A 25,463-nucleotide genomic window follows, 5' to 3' on the forward strand; every position below is an offset into this window, starting at 1 on the left:
TTTATACCAATCCGAGCTTAGCCGCATAGGCTTCAAGCGCTTTCTCAAAGCATTCGACAGGAGGACGAACCGTTCCGGCCCCGATCTGCCCTACCCCCGGCTCCTTATGCGCGATACCGGTATTAATGACTGGCGTTATGCCCGTCTCCACAACCTTCCTCGCATCGATGCCTAGGCAAATGCCGCGGAAGTCCCAAGTTGGCACGGTGAAGTTCGGATTCTGATCAATCGAGATCTCCACCATTTCATTGCTTGTTGCCAAGGCATCCTGGAAGCCGCCTGCTCCAACGAAGCGTGTAACCCCTGGGGCTGCGATCATCGCCATCCCCCCAACACCGAAGGTTTCCGTTATTGCGCTATCTCCGATATCCGGATTCGCATCTTCCTGCGAATAACCAGTGAAGAACAAGCCATGCGGTGTATTTACAGGTGCGGTAAACCATTCATCCCCCATACCGCTGATTCGAATGCCGAAGTCTTTGCCGTTGCGGCACATGGCCGTGACGACCGTACCCGCCTCAATCGTGCGCGCTCCATCCATCACTGCCTTGGAGGCAGCCATCATAATGTTCAGGAAGAACTGGTCAGTATCCGCCAGGAACTTGATCACGCTCTGCATGTCCTGCTTGTCCATATCCAGGCTGACGATATAAGGGCTGATTTCCTTTAAAAAGACGAGTGAAGCCGCAATGTTGCGCTGGTGGAATTCATCCCCCATCGTGATCGCCTTCGCTACCATCACGTTCAGATTGAGGCCTTCCTTGGTAGCATGAAGCGCACGGGATAACGTTGGGCCAAGTACATCCTTCATCCAGGTCAATCGATGGATAACCTCATCGGAATAGGCACCAAATCGCAGCACCTTGCCGATCCCCTCATTCATAATGCAGTATGCTTCATTGCCTTCCGAACGGTTCTGAACAACAAATACCGGCATATGGCCTGACGTAATGCCTCCCATTGGGCCTACTGCCTTTACATGATGGCATGGGATAAAGTTGATCTCACCGCCTTCTAGCATGCTTCTGGCTTCCGCTTCATCCTGTGCCCAGCCCTCAAATAGCACTGCGCCGACACATGACCCTTGCATCGGACCTGTCATGTCCTGATAGGCAATTGGCGGTCCAGCGTGAAGCAATGTCTTTGCATCGAGCTCCGGAATAACCGTATGCGCGGGTACAACATCTACAAGAAACGGCGCTCCGCCAGCAATCTTATCTATTACAGCCTGATTGGCATCATCTATTGTCTTCATCTTCATATTGAGTTCCCTCCCAGCCGTTTTATCATCAACTGTATCCATACTCCTAACGATCGCGTAATTCTAACGATGCATCTTAACGTTGCTCCTGTAAGGACAGAGGAGCCCTGCGAAACGCTGCTGCTAAACCCTAACTTAGATGAATGTAGAAATGAAAGGTTCTATCCCTCAAAGCGATACTGATTCAGTTGGTGCAGGATATGCTGCATCTTCGCATTGCCCCCGGCAACCGGACGCCAATCGTACTGAACGACAGCAGAGCCGCTCTCTGTAATCGATTCTGTAAACTTGGACAGCCCCACATTAATAATGGACGGCTTGCAGCTAAGCAGTGCTTCGATCGCCTCAGATGCTGTCTTCGTATCAGCAGCAACCGCTTCCGCTGGACGATGACACTTCGGCGTATCCTCCACATGAAGCTTCATCATGGCTAGAACCGTGCGCACCGCTTGGTTATTGCTTTCCTTAACGAGGACGCCGGCCTCTTCAAACTTGCGCTTTTGCTCCGCGTAGGATTGAGGATCCTGGTGCGTACCGCACAATGCTGCGACAAAATACAGATTGCGGTCTTCCTCCTTCGCCTTTGCAGCTGCCTTCCCGATTGCAGGAGCGAGCACGCTTGCCATATCATCGTGACCACCGTAGCCAAGCACCACATCGAATAAAATGACAGCCGTGGATGGATCTGCCGCAGCCTTCTCGATATGCTGAATACGAGTAGCTGGATCAATCATCGGGTGCGGTTTGCCTTGGGTGTACATATCATCGCCTAGGTCGACAACGGAATGTCCGTTCGAACGGAGCACATAGCCAGACTCATGGATCAACCCGTCCTTCAGTTGGAGTGCATCCGCGATCAGCATGGCAGCTTCAGCAGCCAAAGTCCCTCCTGCATACAGGCCTTGAATCGAAACTTGCTCCGGCTTCAGCTCTACGCTTGGCGCTTCTATTTGCACGCTGTACGTCGACTGAACCGGAACGCCTTTGCCAAGATCAATCGCGATTCTTGCTGTTTCCTCCAAGGTATAGGCCTGATACACATTTCCTTCATGACAAGTCGGCTTCTCTCCCAAGAACAATGCCACAACCGGCTTCAATAGGCCTTGCAGCTGACGCATCACCTTATCGCGCACTTCCTTTGCAGGCGGCTTCGAGATCACAACGATGACCTCTGTCTGGCTGTTATTCGCCAATCCGCGAATGCCATCCATCATGGTTATGGCACCGATGCCTTCCGAAAGGTCGCGGCCCCCGGTACCAATCGCGTGGCTGATTCCCCCGCCCAGACGATCGATTAACGTCGTCACCTCTTGAATTCCGGTGCCTGATGCGCCGACAACTCCGATATTGCCTGCCTTTACCCGATTCGCGAAGGCAAGCGGAACACCAGACAGGATGCCTGTTCCGCAGTCTGGCCCCATTACAAGGAGTCCCTTCTCGTGGGCCTTCTGCTTCAGCTTAAACTCCTCTTCAAGCGGCATATTGTCACTAAAGATAAACGCATGCAGTCCATAATCGAGCGCCTTCTCTGCTTCTGCCGCCGCATATTGACCAGGCACCGAAATCATGGCGAGATTGGCCTGCGGGCTTTCTTTAATGGCACGTTCCCAAGAGCGTACGCTCGTGGTTGACGACTGGCTGCTGCTGACGGATTGGTCGCTTAAAAAGTCATCCACGGCAGCGAGGAGCTGATCCAGCTTGCCGTCTCCCTCTGCATCAATGACGATACACATATCGTTAGCGCCAGCCTGCTCGAGCTCATCCGCATAGAGCCCGGAGTTGCGCATAATATCCTTATTCGCCGGCGTCCCCATCATGATCGAGGCCTGGTTTACGCCTTCTAGCGCTGAAACATGATTCGTCAAAAGCATCAAATTGACGGAATCCTGATAGGCATTTTTCTTAATGATCGTATGCAGCATCCTGCTTCACCTCAGATTGTCTTGTAATAGAAAAAGGAAAAAGTAAACTTGCAGCGTCAGCTTTTTACGTTGCAAACGGGTCCTTATGGTCGTACTTGTTATGATGGATGACATCAGATGCGAGATAATCGTAGATCTCATCGACAATCTCGATGCCGTTTGCCTCATTCTCCTGTTCAATCAGATCATAGTTCTGGCCCGGGTACAGCACTTGCTCAAATCCTGGCGCAGGCTTGATGCCGTTCAGATCCCGCATCGTCTGCGAAATGTTGCGGCGGAAGGCCTCGAGATCCGTGAAGAAGGAAGGATCCATTACGATATGCAGCTGTCCCAAATTCCGACCTTCTGTTAAGTCGTGGTACATGGAGCTGACACGATTGCCAAATGGCAAGCCGAGCAGCACGCCTGACAGAATATCGACCATCATCATGAGCCCGTAGCCCTTTGGGCCTGCGATCGGCAGCAGCGCATGAACCTTGAACGGATCATTCGTCCTTACCCCGTGCTCATCTACTGCCCAAGTGTCGGGAATGGCCTCATGCTTGGAGCGTGCATGGAGAATCTTGCCCCAGGCCTGAACCGTTGTCGCCATATCGAAGGTGATTAACGCATTTCCCTCTCCAGGGGCGGCAAAGGCTATAGGATTGGTTCCGTAGTAAGCCTCGGCTCCTCCGAATGGCACCACCATTGGATCAGACTGGCACACCGAGATTCCGATCAGCCCCTCTCTTGCAGCCTGCTGTACATAATAAGATAAGGAGCCGCTGTGACCGATGCGGCGAACGCCAACGATGGCGATGCCGTTCTCCTTGGCCATATTCACCGCATGCTCCATCGCCTGCTTCGCTGCGACATGACCCGCGCCATTGTCCCCGTCAAAGACAGCGGAGCACGGCCCCGTCTTCTCAAATGCAAATTGCGGATCTACGTTCGTACCGCCCTTCGCAATGCGCTCGGCATAATATTCGACCCGCATCGCGCCATGGGAATGAACGCCGCGGACGTCTGCATGAACGAGTACGTCTGCTACGACATCTGCATGGCTTGGAGATAAGCCTGCCAGAGATAGCTTGGTACGGATAAGCTGGTGTAACTTCTGTTTGGTTACTCTCATGTCGGTTCCCTCTCTGCATGTATTCCGTCTGCTGCCTGGCTCGCACATTCATAACGATTTACGATGGCGCCGTATCTACGCCTGTCGACCTCGGCTTACGCTGCGAACTCACGGTGCTAGACTCACCACCCGGCGTTTGCTTATGCAGGCAGCTGACGGTTGATCGGATTATAATCGCAATGAGAATTACAAGGCTGCATCCCGATTGCAATCTTTGGAATACAAGTAAGCGAACGGCTCTCTGCCTACCGCATAGGTTGCTTGCGGAACATAAGGTCCCATGTAGAGATAGTCGCCCTTTTTGATCGGAATCCATTCATTGTCCAGATTGTAGACGCCTTCGCCAGAGAGCATAATGGCGCCATGCTCCTGATAATGTGTCTCTACAAATGGATGACAGCCTCCAGGCTCGAACGATAGAATATGGAAGTTCATATCAAATGCGAGATCCATGGGCAGCAGGTCTTGAATCTTCACGTTCGTCATGTTGTCGTAATCCACTGCCTCGATGTCGTGCACATTGCCGGATACAACCCATGGCTTACGGCTGCTGTCATTCAGCGGCGTATACTTTTGCTTATACAAGAACAGTTTTGTATCAGCCGCCTGCGCATTCTCCAGATAAAGCTTTACTCCTGGCGGGCAATACAGGTAGCCGCCCGCTTCAAGCAAGAAGGTCTCCTGATCAGCCGAAGCACTCACCTGTCCTTCCATGCAGTACACGAAGGTTTCTACGCCTTCTTCGCCAAAGCCCTGAGCATTTTTGCCGCCCTCATGCATCGTCACCACATAATCGACGAATTTAGCGCCAAGCCGTGGAGATGCAAGAATCGTCAAATCACATTGTTCAAATCCTGGCACGACATTTTTAACGAGACCTTCTGGCGGAATTAAGGCAAAGTTGCCTCTTTTAATAATGGAGCGGCTTGATAACAAATCTTGTGGATATCCCATAATCGATACTCTCCTTTTCTTTGAATCCGTTTTCATTTATGGCGATTTATATCTTCTTTCATAACTGTTCGACTGTCTTTAAGGGCACAGCCTTTCTACTATCATCAGATTCTCGCTTTGGAATCCAAGTCGCCGTCTAAGCCTTCTGCGGCGTCTTCTTGATATTGGCGAGCAGCATAACCGCCGCGCCTACGAGGATGATGATCGTCGCGAGATAGAAGCCTAATACTTTACTGCCTGTAGCATCAGAGATCAGCCCTGTAACAAATGGCGCTACGACGGACGACATCATGCCAAAGAAGTTGAAGAAGCCAAACGTTGCTCCGACCCCTTGCTTAGGCGCAATATCTGCAACATAAGAGATCAGAATCGGCTCAACCGCAAGCTTCCCGAGGAAGCCGTAAAGAATCAAGCACACAATCAGCATCGTCGTGGTGCCTACAGATACCGTCAAATACAGCATCACGGCAGCGAGAAGCTCAAGAACAATAATGAATGTTATCTTCTTGTTCATAAACTTGTCGGACAAGCGGCTGAATAACAGCGCCCCTGGGACTGCACTAAAGGCGACGAGCGCAGCAGCAAATCCGATTGCTGTTCCATGGAACCCGCGTTCCTCCTGCAAGTAAGAAGGCAGCCAGGTGACAATCATGTAGTACCCGTAACATGTTGCAAAATAAAGCACGTAGGAAGCGACCATCTTGGGATTGGCAAGCAGTCGTTTTAGCGTCGCTTTCTCCTGAGCATCAGCAGCATCGCCTTGTTCTGCATCCGAAGCTTTAGCTGGCGCCGCTGTCTTCTTGATGTTCTTCGCGAAGACCAGCATCAAGCTGAATGCTAGACCAGCCGTAATAAAGAGCAATACTCGCCAGTTCCAGCCTGCCTCTTTCACAAGAAAGCTGGAGCCGATTAATCCGATCGCCATACCTAAAGCTGAACCGCTATTGATGATGGCTGTGGATATCCCCCGTTTTTCCTTCGGTATCGTTTCTGAGGATATCGAGTAAGCAGGGCCATAATACGTTCCTTGGCCAAGCCCTGTAATGAAGCTCGCTACTAAGATGAACATGAGCGAGGTGGAAAAGCCGACGAGGACGGCCCCTATCGTAAATAAGATAAAGCCCGGTATAATGATCGACTTACGGCCAAACTTATCGGCAAGCAGCCCTGACGGGATCTGCATCATTGTATAAGCAAAGAAAAAGACACTGAAGATAAGACCCATGCTTGCATCTGATGTGACATTAAGGTCGCGTTGAATTTCAGGAAGAATCGGATTCAGGATGGTCCGGTAAATCCATATAACCGTCCATCCGAGACAAAGCATCACGATGACCTTTTTCCAATACTCCCACTTTCCCTGTTGGCTCGTGTCCTTCACAATTTCACTCTCCTCAGCGCAATTGGTTGTTTGCTCGCTATTGTGTCAGGTTGGATTCCTTATACTTGGTAAGCCAGCTCATACAGCGCGTAAGTTAAAGCACGAACACCGTCTGCAAGATGCTTAGGACTTGTATACTCTTCGGGATTGTGACTGATTCCCTTGCGGCTGGGTACAAACAGCATGGCGGTTGGCACGAATTTCGCCATGATTTGAGAGTCGTGGCCTGCGCCGCTATGCATCAGCTTAAACGGAATATGGTGCTCCTTGCATTGCTTCTCCAGGACTTGAATAATCTCGGCATTCATCGGAACCGGATCTTCATCCATCCACATGTCGATCACGATCTCGACACCAAGCGACTCCGCCGTACGCTTCATTAGCTCGGTTACCTCGTCCGTGAAGCGAATCAGCTCTTTTTTGTCGGTATGGCGAATATCCAAGGTAAACAAGGCATTCCCCGGTACCACATTGACCACATTCGGCTTCACATCGATCTTTCCAACTGTGGATACAAGAGGATCGCCATAGGCTTGCGCCAAATCTAGAATTTGCTGAATCATGCGCCCAGCGGCATGCACGGCGTCCTTGCGATAGCCCATCGGCGTTGTTCCCGCATGGTTGGCCTCGCCATGAATCTCGATCGTAAAGCGGCGTTGTCCAACGATGCTGTGAACGACCCCTACGGATAGCTGCTCATGCTCCAGCACGCTTCCCTGCTCGATGTGAAGCTCGACAAAAGCTTTAATATCGCTTCGCAGTGCTGTCGATTCATCACGGAAGCGGAATCCCGCTTGCTTCATGGCGTCTACGAAAGGCACGCCATTGAAATCCTGAATCGCCTGCACGTCCTCCTTCTTCGCCATGCCGGTCAAATTTTTGCTGCCCCAAAAGGTATAAGGGAATCGGCTGCCTTCCTCCTCGGCAAATGATACGACCTCCAAGGTGCGGAGCGGCTGACCATGCTCTTGCCTAAGCGCCTTCATGGCTATCATCGCGGCAATAATCCCATACTGGCCGTCGTACTTGCCTCCGTTGCGTACGGTATCCACATGTGAACCGCTCATGATGGTTTCATCCGGATACTGGCTGCCCTCGAGCCTTCCATACAAGTTGCCGATCTCATCGTAATAAGTTGCAAACCCTTCCTCTTGCATGTATTGCTCTAATGCGCGTTGTGCATCAACCCATTCTTCGGAATACAACAAACGTGAAACGCCCCCCTTGGGGTCATTCCCGAACTGGCTTAACCATTCAATCAATCGAATTGTATCGGTTTGAATCGCATCCATCATCGTATCTGTCCTTTCTGCAAGATGTGTGCAAGCTTGAAGTCCATTCAACAGCCTACCTAAGCCTAAGCGAAGTAACGAAAGATACGCTCTTTGCCTCTTCTCTCGAGGCTGATTATGGTTTACACCTCGATTGTAAGCGCTTTATAAAAATTAAACATCGAGGCATCTCGATAAAAAACAGCCTAAACTTTTATCCATATCGGATAACATAAATAACGAGATAACGAGATCTATCTACAGATAAGCGGCTATTTTTAGTCGTTGATGTTATTGCCATAACAATTTGATATCTCGAGGCTATATTCATTTTCAAATAGAATGGATTGTTGGTTCCATCATGAAGCGTATTGATCCACTCTATGAAAACAAAAAAACCGCTCACGAGAATGTCATCATTCTCATGAACGGTATAAGAGATGAGATAGAGTAAGGCCGGACCAACTTCCTGCACCACATTACGCTTGTACTGCCGCTTCGGCAGGTTCATCTCCAAGCAGCGTCACAATCTTGAGCCCAACTTGGATCGATAGCATTTCATCTGAATCATCCAGATTAAGACCTGTAATCTCCTTAATCCGCTCCATCCGATACGTCACCGTCTTATAGTGACAGTACAATTCCTCAGCGGTCTTGGCTGCATTTTGATGCTGCTGCAAAAACACGCGCAGCGTCTTAATAAGGTCATCCCGATTGGGCTGTTTGTAATCGATCAATTTTTTTAGGGAAGGCGGTATGAAATTCGTAAGCGATCCTGTATCTTCAATCAGACAAAGCAGACGATAGATGCCCAGATCGGAGAAGGCTGCTACTGCTGATCTTCCCTTTATCGTCGTGCCAAGCTGCAGAGCATCCTGTGCCTCCTTATAGCTTCTTGGCAGCTCTGATATCGCGTGCGCAGCATTGCCGATGCCAACCTGAATATCAAGATGCTGAATACGCTTGTAAAAAGCTTGCTGAATATCCTTAGCCGCCTCCTTAATGTTCTGAATGCAGGCGGTCTTATCCCCCTGAGCATGCTCAACTCCCCACAGAACGACAAGCTGATCGCTCCTTATCCGAATTGGCCCCTCTGGAATTCGCTGCTGGATCATCTCATACAGCATACGCTGATAAGGGTGGTGCAGGCCGTACAGATCTATGTCATTCTCATCACTGCTTCCGGAATGTTGAAGACGGAATAGCACGATAACATAGGTTTTGTTCAAGTCCCAGCCGATCAGATTCGCACGCTGATAGACGCTTTGCAAGGAATCGATCTTTGCGTGAAGCAGATCGTCAATGAGGTCATCCTTATATTTCATTTCTACCTCTGCCACTGCATACTGCTTGACCAGATCCAGCGACATGGAGGTTGCTGCATTCTCTATGGCAATAAAGTCGAGCGCCTCGATAAGCTTATACGTTTCATGAATCACAAGGTGAATCTTAATATGATTGACAGTCTCAATCGGAATGACGTACTGGTTGCAAGTCTTGCCTCCCCAATCAGGATAACTCGCACGCTGTTTATAGCAAGGAAATTCCGTATCGATAGGCAAAGCGTCGATCTCCTTCTGTAGAATCTTAAACTGATTGAGCTGCGCATCGGTCGAAGACATCGGAAAGAAATTACGATCATACAAGGTTACGGGATTCCCAATCAGCTTGGCAAGCGAGTGAATAATCTGCTCCGAGCCTTTATTGGAAAGGGTAAGTGCAATAAATCGATCATGCGCTTCTTTAAAATATTTGAGCTTGGTGACCTGGTTGTTAAATAAAGATTCCATCACCGGATACATAATTTCACGGTAAGGAACCTGCTTTGGTATCTGGATGACAGGCAGATGGTGCTCATCAGATGCCTCGATAATGCCTTGTGGGATATCTTGAACGAAGCGACCCGTCTTAACGACTAAAGCGCTTACATTTTTGTCGGACAGCTGCTTCATAAACGCCCGCTGTTCCTGATCATTATACGATTGCAGCGGATACAGGCTGCTTAACAGCAGTTCCCCGCCGCTAATCCATTCTGCGATATCAGGCGCCTCTATAATGGTGACTCCTCGAATGGGATTGTCGAGCCCCTGCTTGCCGCTCACGACAAAAGCCTGCTGCAGGGTATCAATTTGAAACAAATCCTTGACTCTGAATTCCATCATTCCAGCTCCCATCACAGTAGAAGTAGATTCTCCACATCAGATCCACAATCAATCTTAATATGCATGCTGTTTCTATAAGAGTAACGTAATTCGAAAAAGAATGCATCTTCTTAGAACGGCAGCTCCTTGAAGATTTGGTGACTAAAGACAGGCAAACCGCCTTAGCTAGTAAACAGGATGCGCAGAAGAAAGGATCATGAGATAAAAAAGGGAAGCGAGCAATTGACAGTCTACTGCCAGCGGAAAGGCCGTGTCTTGCATGGGGGTGGAACATGATGAGGTGAGTAAAGGATACAGCAGCAATTAAACATTCTTTGCTGCTGTATCTGTGTCAAAGCTAAAGCATCATTCAACTTACGAGAGTGAACGGCATGGAGGAATCTGAATAAATAAAGTCACTTGAATTCCGTTCATGCTCATCCTGGCTTTACGTGTATCGATTCAACTAAAGCATCGAATCATGGTTGCTGGTTACCCGGTAATGTGCCCACTCCTCTGGCAGCAGCCGTTGATACTGGGGACTAAGATATCGGTCGTCTACGAGCACAAGAACGCCTTCATCCTCCTCCGATCGAATAAGCCGGCCTCCTGCCTGAAGGACCTTATTCATCCCCGGATAGATATAGGCGTAGTCAAAGCCATTGCGCCCAGTTTGATTGAAGTAGTCTCGAATAATATTGCGTTCAAAGCTTAGCTGCGGCAGTCCCACTCCAACAACGACGACGCCCGTTAGTCGATCTCCAACGAGATCGATTCCTTCTGAAAAGATCCCGCCAAGCACGGCGAATCCAATCAACGTACGATTGTTGTCGGCGTCGAATCGAGCAAGAAACTGCTCGCGCGCCTCCTCATCCATCACGCTCTCTTGAATCAAGATATCATACTGGCTTGTCTCTGCCTCTGACCAAAAAGCTTCTTGTATCATTTGCATATAGGCGTAGGACGGGAAGAAGAACAAGTAATTGCCTTGGCGATTCTCGACAAGCTGCGTAAGGTGCCGAATCAGCGTTCCCTGCGTGCGCTCCCGGTCATGGTATCGAGTCGACAGCGGCTGCACAACCACATCAAGCTGCTCCTGATAGAACGGCGTCGGAACGGATAAAGAATAATCCTCCTCGTTAGCTCCCAGCATATCTCGGTAATAGGACAAAGGAGATAACGTCGCAGAAAAGTAAATATGGCTGCGAAAGCCCTTGCCCATCTGCCTGAGGATGTCAGAAGGATCGAGACAGAACAGCTTCAGCCGAACCTCACTTCTGCTCTGCTCCACATAAGTCACATGCTGCTCGCCATACAGCTTGCCTGTACGGATAAAGTTCTGGACCTGGTAATACACATCCAGCAGCCGTTCATCTCCTTCATAGCTTGTTGAAGCCGACATGAGATAACGCTCTGCCTGAAGCGAGAAGGCTTCAGCAAGCGCCAGCAACTCCTCAGGCGCTTCCTGCTGCACCCACTCCTTCTCTTCCGTTGACTTTCTAAGATCAATAAAATATTGATTGATCGCCTTAGCCGCTTGGACGACGCCATCATCTACGCCTTTGAAGGCTCTCTGAATCTCAAGCGCCTCAGACTTTACAAGCGTGCTCGAATACATCTCCCGCGCACGATCAACCAAGTTATGCGCCTCATCGACGAGCAGCGCAGTCCGGCTTCGCACTTCCCCCATCAGACGCTTTAAGGAAATGCGAGGATCGAAGATATAGTTATAATCGCAAATGACTACATCCGCAGCATAGGAAGCGTCCAAGCCAAATTCGAACGGGCATAGGGTATGCTTTCTAGCATAGGCCTCGATAACGGGACGAGTGATCCTCGTCTCATGCGTGAGCAGGTCAAGCAGCCCTTCATTCAAGCGGTCATAATAGCCATTCGCATAAGGGCAGTCATCCTTGCGGCAGCTCATCTTGTCTTGAAAGCATACCTTCTCTTTAGCCGTTAACGTTACGCTATGCAGCTTCAAGCCTCGTCCTTCCATCCTGAGAAATGCTTCCTCAGCGGTTGTACGGGTAATCGTCTTCGCGGTTAAATAGTAGATGCGCTTCAGCATCCCCTGCCCCATCGCTTTCACTGCAGGGAACAACGTCGATATCGTCTTGCCGATGCCTGTCGGCGCCTTTGCGAAGAGGCGAACACCTTCATCTATCGTTCGGTACACCGCGCCTGCAAGCTTGCGCTGACCCGGGCGATATCGCTCGAATGGAAACGAAAGCGCCTGAATGCTATCATCCCGCTCCTTCCGCTGCTGCACCAGCATTTCTGCAAACGGAGCATATTGTTCGACCACCCCGTAGACAAAGGCCTCCAGCTCACGCAGCGTCTGCTCTTCCTGAAACACACGGGTCTCTTCCGATATTGTGTGAATGTAAGTAAGCTGAACGCGAATACGTTCAAGTTCCCGCTCCTTGGCCAGGATATAGGCATAGCATCTAGCCTGCGCCCAATACACCGGATACGATTCCTTCGTCAAAAGCTCAAGGTCCAATGAGGTGGACTTAATCTCATCAATGGTAAGTCCCTCCTCCTGAACCAATACGCCGTCGCAGCGACCATCTATTTTATATACAAGATCCCCATACGGAATCTCACAGCTCACGTAGACTTCCTTCTCATCCTGCTCACCGTATTGCTGCTGCAGCTTCTGATGCGCCCTCGTGCCTTCTATCAAAGGACTCGCGGTACTGAATCCCGTATCAATGCTGCCGCTAAGAAAGACATGCTGCACCAGGGCTTTGACCGCAATCTGCACGACAGAGGTTGGCTCGTTCATCACTTGAAGGTTTCTCCTTTACTAGGGAACGTTTGTTCTTTATAGTATAACATATCTTCTTCGTTCCATAATGAATAGAAGAGATGTTCATTAGAGTAAAGCAGGAGGAATTCTTCATGAACCAATTGTATCCTTATGTCATTGTTGAAGATGTACAAGGAGCCCTTGATTTTTACACCGAGGTCTTTGGAGGCAAGACCAAAATTCTCAACGCCCATGAAGGACGTGTTCTGCACGCTGAACTGTTCTTAACCAATGGTGGAACGCTCCACTTCTCCGATCCTTTCGGCCACCAAGTTACCGTAGGGGATTCTACTCGTGTCATGGTGCAATTTACGAAGGAAGAAGAGATTCGCGCCGTATATGAAGCGCTGGCGAAGGAAGGCACTACGGTTGTTGAGCTGCAGGATACCTTCTTCGGCGCCCTGCATGGTCAGATTCAAGATAAGTACAACATCCATTGGGTGCTTAATTTCTTCAAGAATCAAGGCTAAGCTCCACTGTTACCATTCATCGCTCAAAGTACGCTTGATGCAATATTGCCCAGGCGTACTTTTTTTATATCTAACCAAGCCATTCAATCCGGGCAATCACCTACTGTACCATAGCATCATACATTGTCATTATGACTTTCACATGGAAAGGAGCAGCAGCATGCATTGCCCATATGGATATCCATCTTTCTACATGCCTTATGTTCCAAGTCACCCCGTACCAATCCCCCATCGTGACCCCGCTAGTTCATGCTTGCAAACCGCCATTCAGCACACAGCAGAGGCCGTACAAGGTGAACGGGAGGATGAATTGTTCTACCAATACCTGATCTCCGTTGCCCCAACACAGGAGCAGAAAGACATCATCGCTTCGATTCGAGACGATGAGCGCAAGCATAATCAAATGTTTCGCCAGATATACCGCGACTTTACAGGACAAGAACTACAGCCATCCAATGGAGAGACCTTCACTAAGCCAGAGAGCTATATCAAAGGCATTCAACAGGCGCTGTTTGGGGAACTGAAGGCTGTTGAACGATACCGTGTCATTTGGCAGTGCTTGCCTGAAGGGAAGTATCGGGATATGTTGTTTGAGATTATAACGGATGAGTTGAAGCACGCATCCAAGTATAACTTTCTTTTTACCCTGAACAAATAAAAGAAGAGGCTTCGACTTACCCGCTGCATCGCTCTTGCGAGCCCGCTACCATGTAAGGCGTTGCCTCCAGCACATCTCTCCATTACCCTTTATTAACCCCATGCAGCCTATGCGAAAGAATAGCTGCCGTCTTAATAAACGGAATGCAAATTCATCCTCCTGCTCTACACCTTCAAATCTCGCTTGTTGTACCCAACGTAGGTCCCGACCAGCGCCAGCACCATAAGTGCTAACGATAGCAGCATATATCCAGCACTTAGGCTTCCCGCCTCTAGCACACTCTTGGCATCAAAGTATTTAAAAGGGGTTAATACCTTAAGTCCCTCCAAGTTGCCGCTGATATCAATCACAACCGATACGAAAAAGGCCAGGAGCAACATGCCGGACGTCAATCCCGCTGCCCGCTTCGGAAGCTTCAAGAGTGAAGCCACGGCACTCCCTAGCAGCATAAAAAGCAGCTGAAGGATTAGCAAGCCGCTAATCAAAAGAAGGATATCTTTGCTTATACTCTCTCCGTCACTATACCCTTGAACCACGATGAGCGAGGTAACCAAGGTGGCTGCGTTCAAGATCACCACACCAACAAGAGCAGCAGCGAGCTTCGCGGTGAGCATCTGATTTCTGGTTATAGGCTTCACGAGCAGAAATTCGGCCGTCTTATCCCGCTCCTCCTTTGCGATCATAGTAGCACCGAGCATGGCCGCATGGATGGTCGCCATAATGGCGATATACAGGAACAGAACGCCGTAGTACCCGCTGACGGTCGATAGATCAAGAGAGCCTACGCCAAAAATAGCCTGCAGCGACTTCGGCATATCAGCCATCAGCTCATTCAAGGCTTGTGATTCACCAGGCACCGACAGTGTCGCATATTTGCTCATCCCGGCAATGAGCAGGAAGATCATGCCGATACACCAGATGAGGAGCGACTTACGCTGCGCTTTTATTTCCCGCCAAAACATATTCATGGTCTCACCCTCCTCTATACCGCTTGAACATCCCGCTTCATATAGATGATATAGCTTGCAATCATTGCCAGCACAAACCATACGACACTGATAACGACATACGCCATTTCATAGCCGGCATGCTCCACAATATAAGTCGTATCATAATATTTGAACGGGGTCAGCGTCCGCAGCTTATCATCGCCTGTTGTGGCCCCAAGCGCCCCGATCAGGAAAAAGGCGAACACAACGCCCAAGGAGACTGGAAGCACAGTACGCATCTTTGGCCATAGGACAGAGGCCAAGAGTCCCGTTGCAAAGAAAATAAGCTGCACAAACAAGAGCGGCAGCGTTGCAAGAATAAGCAGCTTCATGCTGAAGTCTTGTTCAGACACCAAGGAGGCCGTAACACAAGCCGCTCCTGTATAGATCACATTGGTGATCAATAAAGCAGTCAAGGCCGCACAGACTTTTGACGAGACAATCGTTTGGCGCGTGACCGGCTTCGTCAGCAGAAAGTCCGCCGTCTTCTCCCTGACCTCCTTCGATAAGATCGAGGTGCCAAGCAGCATGGCCTGAATGGCACCGCCAAGCAGGATGTAGACAAATATATAGCCGTAGAAGCCAAGCACCGAGGTGATCGTGTCGATATGAATGCCCATCGCGGCAAGCAGCGCATCCGGCATATTGGACAATAGGGAAATAAGAGATTCTGCATCCTTCGAAAAGGTAGGGAACATTGCCATCATCAACACATTGATGCCGACCAAAGCAATGATCCAACTGATGAGAGACTTCCGATACGCCTTTAGCTCATGACGATAAATGTTCATGTCTCACTACTCCTCCTTTTCGTAATAGTGCATGAAGATCTCCTCAAGGTCCGGCTCCTCAATCCATAGATTCGCAATCTCCATTGATGCAATATGTCTCAGCATAGCGTTGATGTTGCCCTTATACATAAAGCTGACCTCTTTGTCCTTGATGCGAAGCTCCGTCACGCCATCCACAGCGAAGGAGGACTCGGTCACTGGCTCAGCCATTTCCAGCTTGAATCGCTTGTAATTGTTCTCCTTGAGCGTGCTCATCTTCTCTAGGCTGACAAGCTCCCCGTCCTTAATAATGGCGACGCGGTCACATAGTCGCTGAACCTCGCTTAGGATGTGGGAGGAAAACAAAATCGTCGCTCCCTTCTGATTCTCCTCCTGTAACAGTTCAAAAAAGCGCTGCTGCATCAGAGGATCAAGCCCGCTTGTCGGCTCATCAAGAATAATAAGCTTCGGCTCATGCAACAGGCCTTGGACGATGCCAACCTTCTTCTTGTTCCCTAAGGACAAGTCGTCAATCTTCTTATTCACATCAAGCTCCAGCCGGGCTGCCAGTTCATTCATCCGCTTCGAGCAGTCCTTCTTGTAGAAGCTGGCCGAATACTTAAGCAGATCCTTCACCTTCATATTGTCATAGTAGAACACTTCCGAGGGCAGATAACCGATCTCCTTCTTTATTTCCTGCCCATGCTGGATAATATCCTTGCCAAAAATCTTTGCACTTCCGCTTGTCGGATAGATCAGCCCGAGCAGCGTACGGATGGTCGTCGATTTGCCCGCACCATTCGGGCCAATGAAACCAAAGATCTCTCCTTCCTCTACGCTAAAGGTAAGGTTCGTAATGCCGCGCGCGTTTCCATATGTTTTCGTTAATTGCTGAAGCTCGATAATGCTCATGTCCCTGCCTCCTCCGCATTGGTACAGCTTACGAATCCTAACGATAGAAAGCCTGCTTTAGCATTTCCAAATAGATGTCGATTTCGACCATCATCGCATCAAGATCCATCTCCTCTAATGGCATGGACTTGATCTTTTCAAACTGGCTGTGACTATATCCCTCCATGCTCCAGACCAAAATGTGGATGGCACGCTGAACATCAATCCCTTCCTTAAACTTTGAATCGTCTAGATTCGCAAACATGCGCCCCTGCCATTCCTTAATGAAGTGATGATTACGCTCCTCCAGAATGGAAGCTGCCTCACTCGCTTCGTCCACATAAGCAGCTCTAAGAAAATTGAACATATCCGGGTAAACGCGGCACAGTCTCAACTTTACTTCAATGACCTGGCGATACATTTGGAATATGTCGCGTTCTTCCCAATCCATTCTGCTGCCGATCTCGCTCATCATCTTCTCCATGGCGTAATCATATAAGAATAAGAACAGTCCTTGCTTGTTCTGAAAATAGTGAAAAATCAACCCCTTCGATATGCCCGCCTGCTTCACAATCTCATTCGTGGAAGCCTGCGCATAGCCTCGATTAGAGAATTCTTTCATTGCTGCGTTGATGATGCGATCCTGTTTCTCTTCCTCTAGATTGAAGAACTTTTCTGTCATTTCAAAAACCCCCAGCATGCTGTTGACCACTTCGGTCAATCACAGTATATTCCTGTTGACCACACTGGTCAATATAGCGCAGAACTTATTTTTGAGACCTCTTTTTTGCTGCTATTCGTGAAGAATGACTAAGATGGAGGCTTATTGCTCTGTGCCTTTTATTATTTTTTATGAGGTCTATCTTTTCAACAGTCATTATATTGTGTATATTATATATATACATTATTTTGTTAGGGTGAATTTCACGTGAACATCATCATTAGCAATGCCAACGGGCAGCCGATCTATCAGCAGATCACCTCTCAGATCAAAAATATGATTATGACGGGTGAGCTGAACGAAGGCGATCCCTTGCCTTCCATGCGATTATTAGCCAAGGAGCTTCGTATTAGTGTGATCACAACCAAGCGAGCCTATGAAGACCTTGAGCGAGATGGATTTATCGAATCGATTGTTGGAAAGGGCAGCTTTGTTGCTCATAAGAACTTGGCGTTCATTCGAGAAGAGAACTTGAAGCAGATCGAATGGCATATGCAGGAGATTGTCGATAAAGCAACCATGAGTAACGTGCCTTTGGAGGAATTGATTGAGCTGCTTACTTTGATCTACAAAGGAGAATAGCGATGGAACATGCAATTACAATGACAGGCGTAGACATGCAATATCCCGGCTTCAAGCTGGACAATCTTAGCCTAACGCTCCCCACCGGAACCATCATGGGACTTATTGGCGAGAACGGTGCAGGCAAGAGTACGACAATCAAGCTCATCTTGGATCTCATTTCTCGCAATAAAGGCGATATACGCGTACTAGGCCAAGATAACCGGGCCTTAACCAAGCCCATGAAAGAGCATATCGGTGTCGTGCTGGAAGAATGTACATTTCCAGACACCTTGACCCCGAATCATATTAATCGGATCTTGAAAAATATATTTCAGACGTGGAACGAAGATCAATTCCATGCCTATATCAAACGCTTTCATGTCCCTGCAGACAAAAAAGTCAAAGAGCTTTCACGCGGGATGAAGATGAAGCTGTCCATTGCAGCAGCCCTCTCCCATGATTCCAAGCTGCTTATTCTCGATGAGGCGACGAGCGGATTGGACCCTATTGTTCGAGACGAAATGCTGGATGTCTTTTTGGACTTTATGAAGGATGAGTCACACTCCATCCTGATGTCCTCCCATATCTTGAGCGATCTTGAGAAGGTATCGGACTATATCGCGTTCATGCATCAGGGGAAACTGCTGTTTAGCGAAGAGAAGGACATGCTGCTTGATCGGTATGGCGTTCTGAAATGCACGAAGGAGGATCTTGCTCGAATCGACCCCTCGCTCATTCAAGGAGTAAGACAGCATCAATTTGGTGCGGAAGCACTCGTAGAACGAAGTTCTCTTCCGGGAGCCTGGACGGTGGAGCGAGCAACCATCGAGGATATTATGATCTTTTTTGCAAAGGAGAACGGACGATGAAAGGACTACTGTTTAAGGACTTATTTACGATCAAGATGCAATCAACCTTCCTGCTGCTTGTCGTCTTTCTTGGTGCTTTCCTTACGTTTAGCAATGGGAACTCAGGCTTCCTAATTGTTATCCTGGGCATCGTTCTCCCCGTCAACGCTATAGCGTTCGATGAAAAGGCCAATTGGGACAAGTACGCGTTAACCATGCCTATATCCCGAAGAGACCTTGTTACAAGCAAATATGTACTCAGTCTTATCGTTCTCGTACTAGCGACCATCCTAAGCGCCATATTTATGTTCCTGATCCGAAAAGGGGATGCTTCCACCAACTTTGCCGCTCTCGGAGGCAGCTTGCTCGCTGGCATGCTGCTGATCTCGCTGCTGCTGCCGCTGTGCTTTAAGCTCGGGACGGAAAAAGCGCGTCTCTTTCTGATCCTCATCGTGTTCAGCGTCGTCGGAATTGGAACGTTTATTTTAAGCAATGATCGAGGCATATCCTTTAACCTTGGCGAGTCTTCCCTTTATACGTTAGTGGGCTCGATCGCCATTGCCATTCTATTGATCTTCATCTTCTCTATGTTTCTGTCCATACGAATCATGGAGAAGAAGGAAATAGCCTAGACTTTTAAGGCACAACTATTTCTCAGGAAATAGACGCCTTTGGACAAAAAGAGACAGACCCTTACATGGTACCTACGAAAAGGTTAAGCGTGTAAAGGTCTGTTTTTCTTTATGCGCTGAACATCCGGCTGTCCCTAAGGAGTGCTTATGAAGAGAGACGGGCATTGCTGTCGTCTGATTCACCCGCTGTTAGGGGCTGCGTAGACGCAAAGACTCTCCAATTGCCGTTGCAGGACGCTTCAATCATTCCTTTTTCACGAATATAGCCTGCGATCAGTTCCGACATATCAATCGTCACTTCCCGAACGACCGGCTTGCCGCGATACATCTCGTACTCTCCGCCGCCTCCTGCACGATAATTGTTCATGGCGACCTCGTATTCTTGGTCAGGCTCAATCGGAGCACCATGTCGAGTAAGCTTCACAACACGCTCTCCTACCTTCCTAGATACATCAAGCTCATACTCAATGCCTTCCCACATGTCATAGTTATAATGCTGAGCCTTCGGCTCGATGAAGGAACGGCTCACGCCTATCGTCCCATCCGCCTGCATCGTAAAGTAGGAAGCACTCTGCTCCAGCGCTTTGCGAATATCTGCGCCTGATACACGAAGCACCGTAAGTGTATTAGGATAAATAAAGTTTGTTAGAATGTCGCGCATCGTAATCGTACTCTCGAATCCATGCGTATCCTCACTGAGCAGCGCTGTGTTGGAAATATCCGCACCCGTCGCCTCCATCTGCACCTTGTTCACGAACTCGATAAAGGGATGGTCCTTTAGTCTCAACGCATGCGGGCTCTCAATCTTCATCTGGCCAACCACTGCACCGAGCTTTTCATCGAGCCATGCTTGTGTCTCGGCTTCACGTTGTCGGATGGCCTCCAGCACCTCAGCATCCTTCGCATAAGACTCATTGCAAGCTATCAGCTCGACGCTCTTCTCCTTTAAGAGAAAACGTCCTTCTTGGCGTTCAAAGACGGCCTCCAGCTTGCCCAGCACCTGTCCATTGCAGCCTGGTTGAATCACGGTTACCCCATTGATCTCTCCTGTCAGCTTCCGATGCTGATGCCCGGTGATGAGCATGTCGATCCCTTCAACCTCTATACACATCGCGTAGCCTTGGTTCTCTCCCGTATATCGTTCCGTCCATTCGCCGCTCCTGACATCCCGTTCGAACCCGCCATGATAGGCGACAACCATAAGATCTGGCTGCTCCTTAGCTCGAATCCGCGGCACCCAAGTCTTCACGGTCTCCAACGCATCGTGAAAGACTAGGCCTTCTATATGATCAGGGTGCTCCCAATTCGGGATGTAATGCGTCGTAACACCCAGTATCGCAACTTTAACCTCTCCATGCCGTTTAATGATATATGGGGTTCCAAAATATGGTTGTTTGGTCTTTCTTTCAACAATCCCAGCTGATAGCCACGGGAAAGATCCTTCTCCTGTCACCTGCTGCAAATAGGCGCGGCCATAGTTGAATTCATGATTGCCAATGACAGCGGCATCATAGCCTAATGAAGACAAAGCTGCGATCGCTGGATTCGGCTCATTCGGCTTTATATTGGCTGCAAAGTAGGTCAATGGCGTTCCTTGAATGAGGTCGCCGTTATCAATTAGAATCAAATCCGGGTCTTCTGTGCGCTCCGCCTTTATCCGAGTTGCGAGCCTTGCAAGGCCTGTAGGGATATCCTCTTGGGTCCGATAGCTGATTGAGCTTATATACCCATGGATGTCACTGGTTACGAGAATGGTACAGCGTTGAATGGCTTGCTCCGTCAATAAACTCACCTCTTCTGTATATGTAGGATGGACGATGGCTTCGATAAGCTCGATGGCTTCTACATCTAGTGTACGTTTGAATTGTTAACGCACATCCTTGATTTTGTGAAAAAAAATTTTTTGAAGTGAAGGACCTTCAAAGAAGAGCAGCCGTAATTAGAGGTTAAGGTTATCACGAGTAAGCATGATATGTTCGACCTAACGTATGCATAGATTCATATGTGGCAAGATAAACGTTCTTGACAGGCAAGTCTCATTTCATGGAGGTGATTCTATTGTTTCATACCCGATTAAAACAAATATCCTATGTGATTATCGCAGCAGGCGTCCTGCTCTTGCTACTTGGTCTCTGGTATACCATCCCTAGATCAGTCGAATCTACGACGCCTGAGCATGTCTACTGGACATGGACAGTGATGAGAATTTCCTTCCCGCTTAGCGGCCTTACATTGATCGTCATCGGCGTCTTGAACCTCCGCATGTTCCGCCTTGTACAAGAGGAGACACTGCAGCTGCGAAAGGAACTCGCAGAGCTTCGCCAACGGATAGACCATACAGATGGAAAATAGGAAACCATAAGCCACCTCCTCCTATTGAGCCAATAATGCTTAGCCTTTCCTCTAAAACCACCTATATCAAGGAGAGCCGTTCGAACAACCAAGGATGAATCTCCCTAATTTTTACAAATTCTTCGCATCCGCTTTACGGCCCGATAATCCTATCCCTTTATAGTAGAACAAGCACCAGCAAAACTATTCCTACTATGGAGGGTATTCTTTTGAAAAACGTAGCTAAGATCATCATTCCTCTATTGCTGTCTCTTATGTTCATTAGCGCATGCGGCAGCAATGCTTCGAGCAGTACGAATGACCAAGCCTCCAACCAACCAGAACAAGCGAATAGCTCCGCACCTAAGCAAGAAGGCTATGTCCCTGAGACCTTAACCGTTCAATTCGTTCCTTCTCAAAATGCAGATACGCTCGAGGCGAAGGCGAAGCCGCTTGAGAAGCTGCTTTCCGACCGCTTAGGCATCCCTGTAAAAGTAAGCATCTCGACGGATTACAATACGATTATCGAAGCCATGGCATCGAAAAAAGTAGATGTAGGCTTCCTCCCTCCGACCGCCTATGTGCTGGCGAAGGACAAAGGCGCTGCTGAAGTCATCCTGCAAGCGCAGCGCTACGGCGTTGAAGATGAGACGGGCGCTCCAACAGAGGAGCTTGTCGATTTCTACAAATCGATGATCATCGTGAAGAAAGATTCGAAGATTCAAAGCGTGAAGGACCTTAAAGGTGCAAAGATCGCTTATCAAAATGTGACATCCTCTGCCGGCTTTGTCTGGCCAGCAGGCAAGCTGATGGAAGAAGGACTTGACCCGCTTAAGGATGTGCAGCCTATTACGGTAAAAGGCCATGATCAAGGGGTACTTGCCGTATTGAACGGCGACGTGGACGCTGCCGCAATCTTCCAGGATGCGCGTAATGTCGTGAAAAAGGACTATCCAACGGTATTCGAGGACACTCGTGTCCTGACTTTCACCGAGAATATTCCGAATGATACGATTACCGTCCGTTCCGATATGAATCCGGAATGGAGCGAAAAGCTGCAAAATGCATTTATCGAGATCGGCAAAGATGAGGAAGGCCGCGGCATTATTCGCGAAATTTACTCCCATGAGGGATATGTAAAGTCCCAAGACAGCGTATTTGAAATCGTGCGTGAATACGGTGAGAAAGTAAAGGCTGAATAGCGCTTTAGCTTGCAAATTCGCATATCCCCCTCTTTTCGCATATAAACCGCAGCGGAACCAGTTGAAGTACGGATGTGCTTCGGCTGGTTCTGCTTATGTCTACCTTATTGATAAAGGACTGATCATCTTGATAGAACTTCGTCATGTATCCAAATCCTATCCAAACGGAGTTAAAGGACTGCAGGACATTAACCTGACGATTCAGCCTGGCGAATTCATCGCTGTTGTGGGCTTGTCAGGTGCCGGGAAGTCTACGCTGCTTCGCTCTATTAATCGTCTGCACGAGATTACAGATGGAGAAATCCTCATAAATGGGGCCTCCATAACCAATGCCTCTGGCAAAGAGCTGCGCACGATTCGCCGCAGCATCGGCATGATCTTTCAGAGCTTCAATCTTGTGAAGCGGACCACCGTGCTTCGAAATGTGCTTGCGGGCCGCGTCGGCTACCATTCGACGATGCGTACCCTGCTTGGCCTCTTCCCCGAGCACGACAAAGAGCTCGCCTTCCGCGCCTTAGAGCGCGTCAATATTGTAGAAAAAGCCTATACGCGCTCGGACGAGCTGTCTGGTGGACAGCAGCAGCGCGTTGCCATTGCTCGCGTCTTGGCGCAAGAGGCTAAAATAATTTTGGCCGATGAGCCTGTAGCCTCTCTTGATCCGCTGACGACCAAGCAGGTTATGGATGATCTAAAGCGGATCAACCAGGAGCTTGGCATTACGACGCTTGTGAATTTGCATTTTATAGACCTGGCAAGGCAATATGCGACTCGCATTATCGGGCTGCGCGCAGGAGAGGTTGTCTTTGACGGACCTGTCCATGAAGCGACAGATGAGGTCTTCAACCATATCTATGGGCGTCCGATTCAGCAGGACGAGCTGCTCGGGGATCTCGTCGGATGAAGAGTGTAGAGACGCAGCACATCACCACATCTGAAGCAAGGTCCATGCCGAGACCGAAGGCTCCGGGCAGATTGAAAGTCATCCTCACCGTGCTCTTTATTGTTCTGCTGCTTGTGGGCAGCGCCATAAAAACGGAGTCCTCCTTCAGCGAGCTGATTGTGGGACTTCCAAATATGCTTGACCTCATAAAAGAAATGTTTCCACCGCGTTGGTCGTACTTTGACGATATTACAGGTGCGATGCTGGAGACGATCCGGATGGCGATCGTTGGGACGACACTAGGTGCGATCTTGGCTATTCCAGTCGCCTTGCTGTGCGCCAGCAATTTGAATACAAATAAGTGGCTATCCTATCCGATTCGATTCTTACTGAATCTCATTCGGACCATTCCAGATTTGCTGCTCGCTGCGCTGTTTGTTGCCATTTTCGGGCTTGGTCCGCTTCCGGGTATCTTCGCCCTTACTATTTTCTCACTCGGGCTAATTGGAAAGCTTACGTATGAAGCACTTGAAGCCATAGACCGCGGACCGTTGGAGGCGATGACTGCAGTAGGAGCAACACCAATGCAGCGGATTATATTCAGCGTCGTTCCCCAGATTCAAGCTCACTTCGTGTCCTACGTGCTGTACACATTCGAGATCAACGTTCGTGCCGCCGCTGTGCTAGGCCTTGTCGGCGCTGGAGGAATCGGACATTACTACGAAGTAACGCTTGGATTTTTGGAGTACGACAAGACGTGCATGATCATCATCTTTACATTAGCGATCGTGTTATTCATTGATTGGATGAGCACGAAACTGAGGGAGAAGTTGCAATGAGCCATCCACCGCAATCATGGAATCCTATCGTCAAGAAGCCGCCTGTCAAAAAATCAAGATGGCTGATCGCAGCACTCCTTGTTCTCGTATATGTATGGGCTTTCTCAGGCGTTCCGTTAAACGGCTTTAAAGAAACCGCCTTGCAGGTGACCCAGGCGATTGTATCCGGCATCTTTTCACCCGACTGGGATTATGTGTACCTGCCGGACGGCGAGGACTTGCTGCGAGGGCTGCTTGATACATTAGCCATCTCCATTCTAAGCACCTTTATCTCAGCCGTGCTGTGTATTCCTTTTGCCTTCTGGGCCGCTTCGAATATAAGCGAGCATGGCATCATTTCCAAGACAGGCAAAGTCGCCCTTAGCATCATCCGTACCTTTCCTGAGATTGTAATGGCCATCTTATTTATCAAGGCTGTAGGTCCTGGCTCCTTTGCAGGCGTACTCGCCCTTGGCCTTCATTCCATCGGGATGCTTGGCAAGCTCTTCGCCGAGGAGGTGGAGCAGATCGACCGTGGTCCATCGGAAGCACTCATGGCAGCCGGCGCGAATCGCCTTCAGATCCTATGGTACGCGGTTATGCCACAGGTGCTGCCTGGATTCCTGTCCTATACGCTGTATCGCTTCGAAATCAACGTCCGCTCTGCGACCATCCTTGGCGTTATTGGAGCAGGCGGAATCGGAACACCGCTCATCTTTGCCTTAAGCACTCGAAATTGGGATCGCGTAGGCATCATTCTGCTTGGGATCATGATCATGATTACGATCATTGACCTTCTGTCTGGCGCGATTCGTAAAAAGCTCGTGTAA

23 protein-coding genes are annotated in these 25,463 nt (G+C 49.1%); 10 read left to right on the forward strand and 13 right to left on the reverse strand.

Features of this window, described 5'->3' with window-relative positions; translation table 11 throughout:
* Window position 1: 1 nt before the first annotated feature.
* From I2H74_RS10370 to I2H74_RS10405, 8 genes are all read right to left on the reverse strand, one after another.
* A complete protein-coding gene (locus I2H74_RS10370; RefSeq protein ID WP_195573874.1) occupies window positions 2-1,261 on the reverse strand; it encodes a DUF1116 domain-containing protein in 1,260 nt (419 codons plus the stop codon).
* Window positions 1,262-1,422: 161 nt separating this feature from the next.
* Window positions 1,423-3,183, reverse strand: a complete 1,761-nt coding sequence (fdrA, locus tag I2H74_RS10375) for an acyl-CoA synthetase FdrA (protein ID WP_195573875.1) — start codon at window positions 3,181-3,183, stop codon at window positions 1,423-1,425.
* Window positions 3,184-3,247: 64 nt separating this feature from the next.
* A complete protein-coding gene (gene allD, locus I2H74_RS10380; protein WP_195573876.1) occupies window positions 3,248-4,297 on the reverse strand; it encodes an ureidoglycolate dehydrogenase in 1,050 nt (349 codons plus the stop codon).
* Window positions 4,298-4,483: 186 nt separating this feature from the next.
* A complete protein-coding gene (gene allE / locus I2H74_RS10385; RefSeq protein WP_195573877.1) occupies window positions 4,484-5,251 on the reverse strand; it encodes a (S)-ureidoglycine aminohydrolase in 768 nt (255 codons plus the stop codon).
* Between the two features lie 136 nt (window positions 5,252-5,387).
* A complete protein-coding gene (locus tag I2H74_RS10390) occupies window positions 5,388-6,632 on the reverse strand; it encodes an MFS transporter (protein ID WP_195573878.1) in 1,245 nt (414 codons plus the stop codon).
* Between the two features lie 59 nt (window positions 6,633-6,691).
* The gene (gene allC / locus I2H74_RS10395) at window positions 6,692-7,924 is read right to left on the reverse strand and encodes an allantoate deiminase (RefSeq protein ID WP_195574071.1); all 1,233 of its coding nucleotides are present in this window, start codon (window positions 7,922-7,924) and stop codon (window positions 6,692-6,694) included.
* A gap of 458 nt (window positions 7,925-8,382) precedes the next feature.
* Window positions 8,383-10,065, reverse strand: a complete 1,683-nt coding sequence (locus I2H74_RS10400; protein ID WP_229106546.1) for a PucR family transcriptional regulator — start codon at window positions 10,063-10,065, stop codon at window positions 8,383-8,385.
* A 445-nt stretch (window positions 10,066-10,510) separates the two neighbouring features.
* Window positions 10,511-12,835 carry a helicase C-terminal domain-containing protein gene (locus I2H74_RS10405; protein ID WP_195574073.1) on the reverse strand — a complete coding sequence of 775 codons (2,325 nt, stop codon included), beginning with the start codon at window positions 12,833-12,835 and terminating at the stop codon, window positions 10,511-10,513.
* Window positions 12,836-12,951: 116 nt separating this feature from the next.
* On the opposite strand from I2H74_RS10405, the gene I2H74_RS10410 reads away from it, so the two are divergent.
* Together I2H74_RS10410 and I2H74_RS10415 are read left to right on the forward strand one after the other, a co-directional pair.
* Window positions 12,952-13,329 carry a VOC family protein gene (locus I2H74_RS10410; RefSeq protein WP_195573879.1) on the forward strand — a complete coding sequence of 126 codons (378 nt, stop codon included), beginning with the start codon at window positions 12,952-12,954 and terminating at the stop codon, window positions 13,327-13,329.
* A 160-nt stretch (window positions 13,330-13,489) separates the two neighbouring features.
* Complete coding sequence (locus tag I2H74_RS10415) at window positions 13,490-13,987, forward strand: ferritin-like domain-containing protein (protein WP_195573880.1); 498 nt, start codon at window positions 13,490-13,492, stop codon at window positions 13,985-13,987.
* 164 nt (window positions 13,988-14,151) lie between these two features.
* Here I2H74_RS10415 and I2H74_RS10420 read toward each other — a convergent pair whose 3' ends face one another.
* Genes I2H74_RS10420 through I2H74_RS10435 form a run of 4 tightly spaced genes read right to left on the reverse strand, consistent with a single transcriptional unit; the run spans window position 14,152 to window position 17,319 of the window.
* A complete protein-coding gene (locus I2H74_RS10420) occupies window positions 14,152-14,955 on the reverse strand; it encodes an ABC transporter permease subunit (protein ID WP_195573881.1) in 804 nt (267 codons plus the stop codon).
* Between the two features lie 14 nt (window positions 14,956-14,969).
* The gene (locus I2H74_RS10425) at window positions 14,970-15,767 is read right to left on the reverse strand and encodes an ABC transporter permease subunit (protein ID WP_195573882.1); all 798 of its coding nucleotides are present in this window, start codon (window positions 15,765-15,767) and stop codon (window positions 14,970-14,972) included.
* 6 nt (window positions 15,768-15,773) lie between these two features.
* Window positions 15,774-16,658 (reverse strand): ABC transporter ATP-binding protein, encoded by an 885-nt coding sequence (locus I2H74_RS10430; RefSeq protein WP_195573883.1) that lies wholly within the window; start codon window positions 16,656-16,658, stop codon window positions 15,774-15,776.
* Between the two features lie 37 nt (window positions 16,659-16,695).
* Window positions 16,696-17,319: a TetR/AcrR family transcriptional regulator gene (locus I2H74_RS10435; RefSeq protein WP_195573884.1), complete on the reverse strand. Its 624-nt coding sequence runs from the start codon at window positions 17,317-17,319 to the stop codon at window positions 16,696-16,698.
* 246 nt (window positions 17,320-17,565) lie between these two features.
* Here I2H74_RS10435 and I2H74_RS10440 point away from each other — a divergent pair, with 246 nt between their 5' ends.
* The 3 genes from I2H74_RS10440 to I2H74_RS10450 are packed head-to-tail and all read left to right on the forward strand — an operon-like array spanning window position 17,566 to window position 19,402.
* A complete protein-coding gene (locus I2H74_RS10440) occupies window positions 17,566-17,940 on the forward strand; it encodes a GntR family transcriptional regulator (RefSeq protein WP_195573885.1) in 375 nt (124 codons plus the stop codon).
* A 2-nt stretch (window positions 17,941-17,942) separates the two neighbouring features.
* Window positions 17,943-18,791 (forward strand): ABC transporter ATP-binding protein, encoded by an 849-nt coding sequence (locus I2H74_RS10445; RefSeq protein ID WP_195573886.1) that lies wholly within the window; start codon window positions 17,943-17,945, stop codon window positions 18,789-18,791.
* Window positions 18,788-19,402 carry an ABC-2 transporter permease gene (locus I2H74_RS10450; RefSeq protein WP_195573887.1) on the forward strand — a complete coding sequence of 205 codons (615 nt, stop codon included), beginning with the start codon at window positions 18,788-18,790 and terminating at the stop codon, window positions 19,400-19,402. The genes I2H74_RS10445 and I2H74_RS10450 overlap by 4 nt, the downstream gene beginning before the upstream one ends.
* A gap of 145 nt (window positions 19,403-19,547) precedes the next feature.
* Here the strand turns inward: I2H74_RS10450 and I2H74_RS10455 are convergent, their stop codons facing one another.
* Window positions 19,548-21,185, reverse strand: coding sequence for a bifunctional metallophosphatase/5'-nucleotidase (locus tag I2H74_RS10455; RefSeq protein WP_195573888.1), 1,638 nt, complete (start codon window positions 21,183-21,185; stop codon window positions 19,548-19,550).
* Between the two features lie 275 nt (window positions 21,186-21,460).
* On the opposite strand from I2H74_RS10455, the gene I2H74_RS10460 reads away from it, so the two are divergent.
* The 5 genes from I2H74_RS10460 to phnE (I2H74_RS10480) all read left to right on the forward strand — a co-directional run bounded on the left by I2H74_RS10460 (window position 21,461) and on the right by phnE (I2H74_RS10480) (window position 25,463).
* Window positions 21,461-21,754, forward strand: a complete 294-nt coding sequence (locus I2H74_RS10460; protein WP_195573889.1) for a hypothetical protein — start codon at window positions 21,461-21,463, stop codon at window positions 21,752-21,754.
* A gap of 254 nt (window positions 21,755-22,008) precedes the next feature.
* A complete protein-coding gene (locus I2H74_RS10465; protein ID WP_420707439.1) occupies window positions 22,009-22,935 on the forward strand; it encodes a phosphate/phosphite/phosphonate ABC transporter substrate-binding protein in 927 nt (308 codons plus the stop codon).
* 127 nt (window positions 22,936-23,062) lie between these two features.
* Window positions 23,063-23,836, forward strand: a complete 774-nt coding sequence (gene phnC, locus I2H74_RS10470) for a phosphonate ABC transporter ATP-binding protein (RefSeq protein WP_195574074.1) — start codon at window positions 23,063-23,065, stop codon at window positions 23,834-23,836.
* Window positions 23,833-24,654 (forward strand): phosphonate ABC transporter, permease protein PhnE, encoded by an 822-nt coding sequence (phnE, locus tag I2H74_RS10475; RefSeq protein ID WP_195573891.1) that lies wholly within the window; start codon window positions 23,833-23,835, stop codon window positions 24,652-24,654. Before phnC ends, phnE (I2H74_RS10475) begins: the two co-directional genes overlap by 4 nt.
* Window positions 24,651-25,463 carry a phosphonate ABC transporter, permease protein PhnE gene (phnE, locus tag I2H74_RS10480; protein WP_195573892.1) on the forward strand — a complete coding sequence of 271 codons (813 nt, stop codon included), beginning with the start codon at window positions 24,651-24,653 and terminating at the stop codon, window positions 25,461-25,463. The genes phnE (I2H74_RS10475) and phnE (I2H74_RS10480) overlap by 4 nt, the downstream gene beginning before the upstream one ends.

Source organism: Paenibacillus sp. 1001270B_150601_E10, from assembly GCF_015558675.1.
Classification (GTDB): domain Bacteria; phylum Bacillota; class Bacilli; order Paenibacillales; family Paenibacillaceae; genus Paenibacillus_B.

Coding starts and splice junctions, on each gene's coding strand:
- I2H74_RS10400 (WP_229106546.1), bottom strand. CDS start 10,065: ATGATGGAATTCAGAGTCAAGGATTTGTTTCAAATTGATACCCTGCAG.
- I2H74_RS10445 (WP_195573886.1), top strand. CDS start 17,943: ATGGAACATGCAATTACAATGACAGGCGTAGACATGCAATATCCCGGC.
- I2H74_RS10465 (WP_420707439.1), top strand. CDS start 22,009: ATGTTCATTAGCGCATGCGGCAGCAATGCTTCGAGCAGTACGAATGAC.
- allE (WP_195573877.1), bottom strand. CDS start 5,251: ATGGGATATCCACAAGATTTGTTATCAAGCCGCTCCATTATTAAAAGA.
- I2H74_RS10370 (WP_195573874.1), bottom strand. CDS start 1,261: ATGAAGATGAAGACAATAGATGATGCCAATCAGGCTGTAATAGATAAG.
- I2H74_RS10410 (WP_195573879.1), top strand. CDS start 12,952: ATGAACCAATTGTATCCTTATGTCATTGTTGAAGATGTACAAGGAGCC.
- I2H74_RS10435 (WP_195573884.1), bottom strand. CDS start 17,319: ATGACAGAAAAGTTCTTCAATCTAGAGGAAGAGAAACAGGATCGCATC.
- fdrA (WP_195573875.1), bottom strand. CDS start 3,183: ATGCTGCATACGATCATTAAGAAAAATGCCTATCAGGATTCCGTCAAT.
- allD (WP_195573876.1), bottom strand. CDS start 4,297: ATGAGAGTAACCAAACAGAAGTTACACCAGCTTATCCGTACCAAGCTA.
- allC (WP_195574071.1), bottom strand. CDS start 7,924: ATGGATGCGATTCAAACCGATACAATTCGATTGATTGAATGGTTAAGC.
- I2H74_RS10425 (WP_195573882.1), bottom strand. CDS start 15,767: ATGAACATTTATCGTCATGAGCTAAAGGCGTATCGGAAGTCTCTCATC.
- phnE (WP_195573891.1), top strand. CDS start 23,833: ATGAAGAGTGTAGAGACGCAGCACATCACCACATCTGAAGCAAGGTCC.
- I2H74_RS10415 (WP_195573880.1), top strand. CDS start 13,490: ATGCATTGCCCATATGGATATCCATCTTTCTACATGCCTTATGTTCCA.
- I2H74_RS10450 (WP_195573887.1), top strand. CDS start 18,788: ATGAAAGGACTACTGTTTAAGGACTTATTTACGATCAAGATGCAATCA.
- I2H74_RS10420 (WP_195573881.1), bottom strand. CDS start 14,955: ATGAATATGTTTTGGCGGGAAATAAAAGCGCAGCGTAAGTCGCTCCTC.
- I2H74_RS10430 (WP_195573883.1), bottom strand. CDS start 16,658: ATGAGCATTATCGAGCTTCAGCAATTAACGAAAACATATGGAAACGCG.
- phnE (WP_195573892.1), top strand. CDS start 24,651: ATGAGCCATCCACCGCAATCATGGAATCCTATCGTCAAGAAGCCGCCT.
- I2H74_RS10405 (WP_195574073.1), bottom strand. CDS start 12,835: ATGAACGAGCCAACCTCTGTCGTGCAGATTGCGGTCAAAGCCCTGGTG.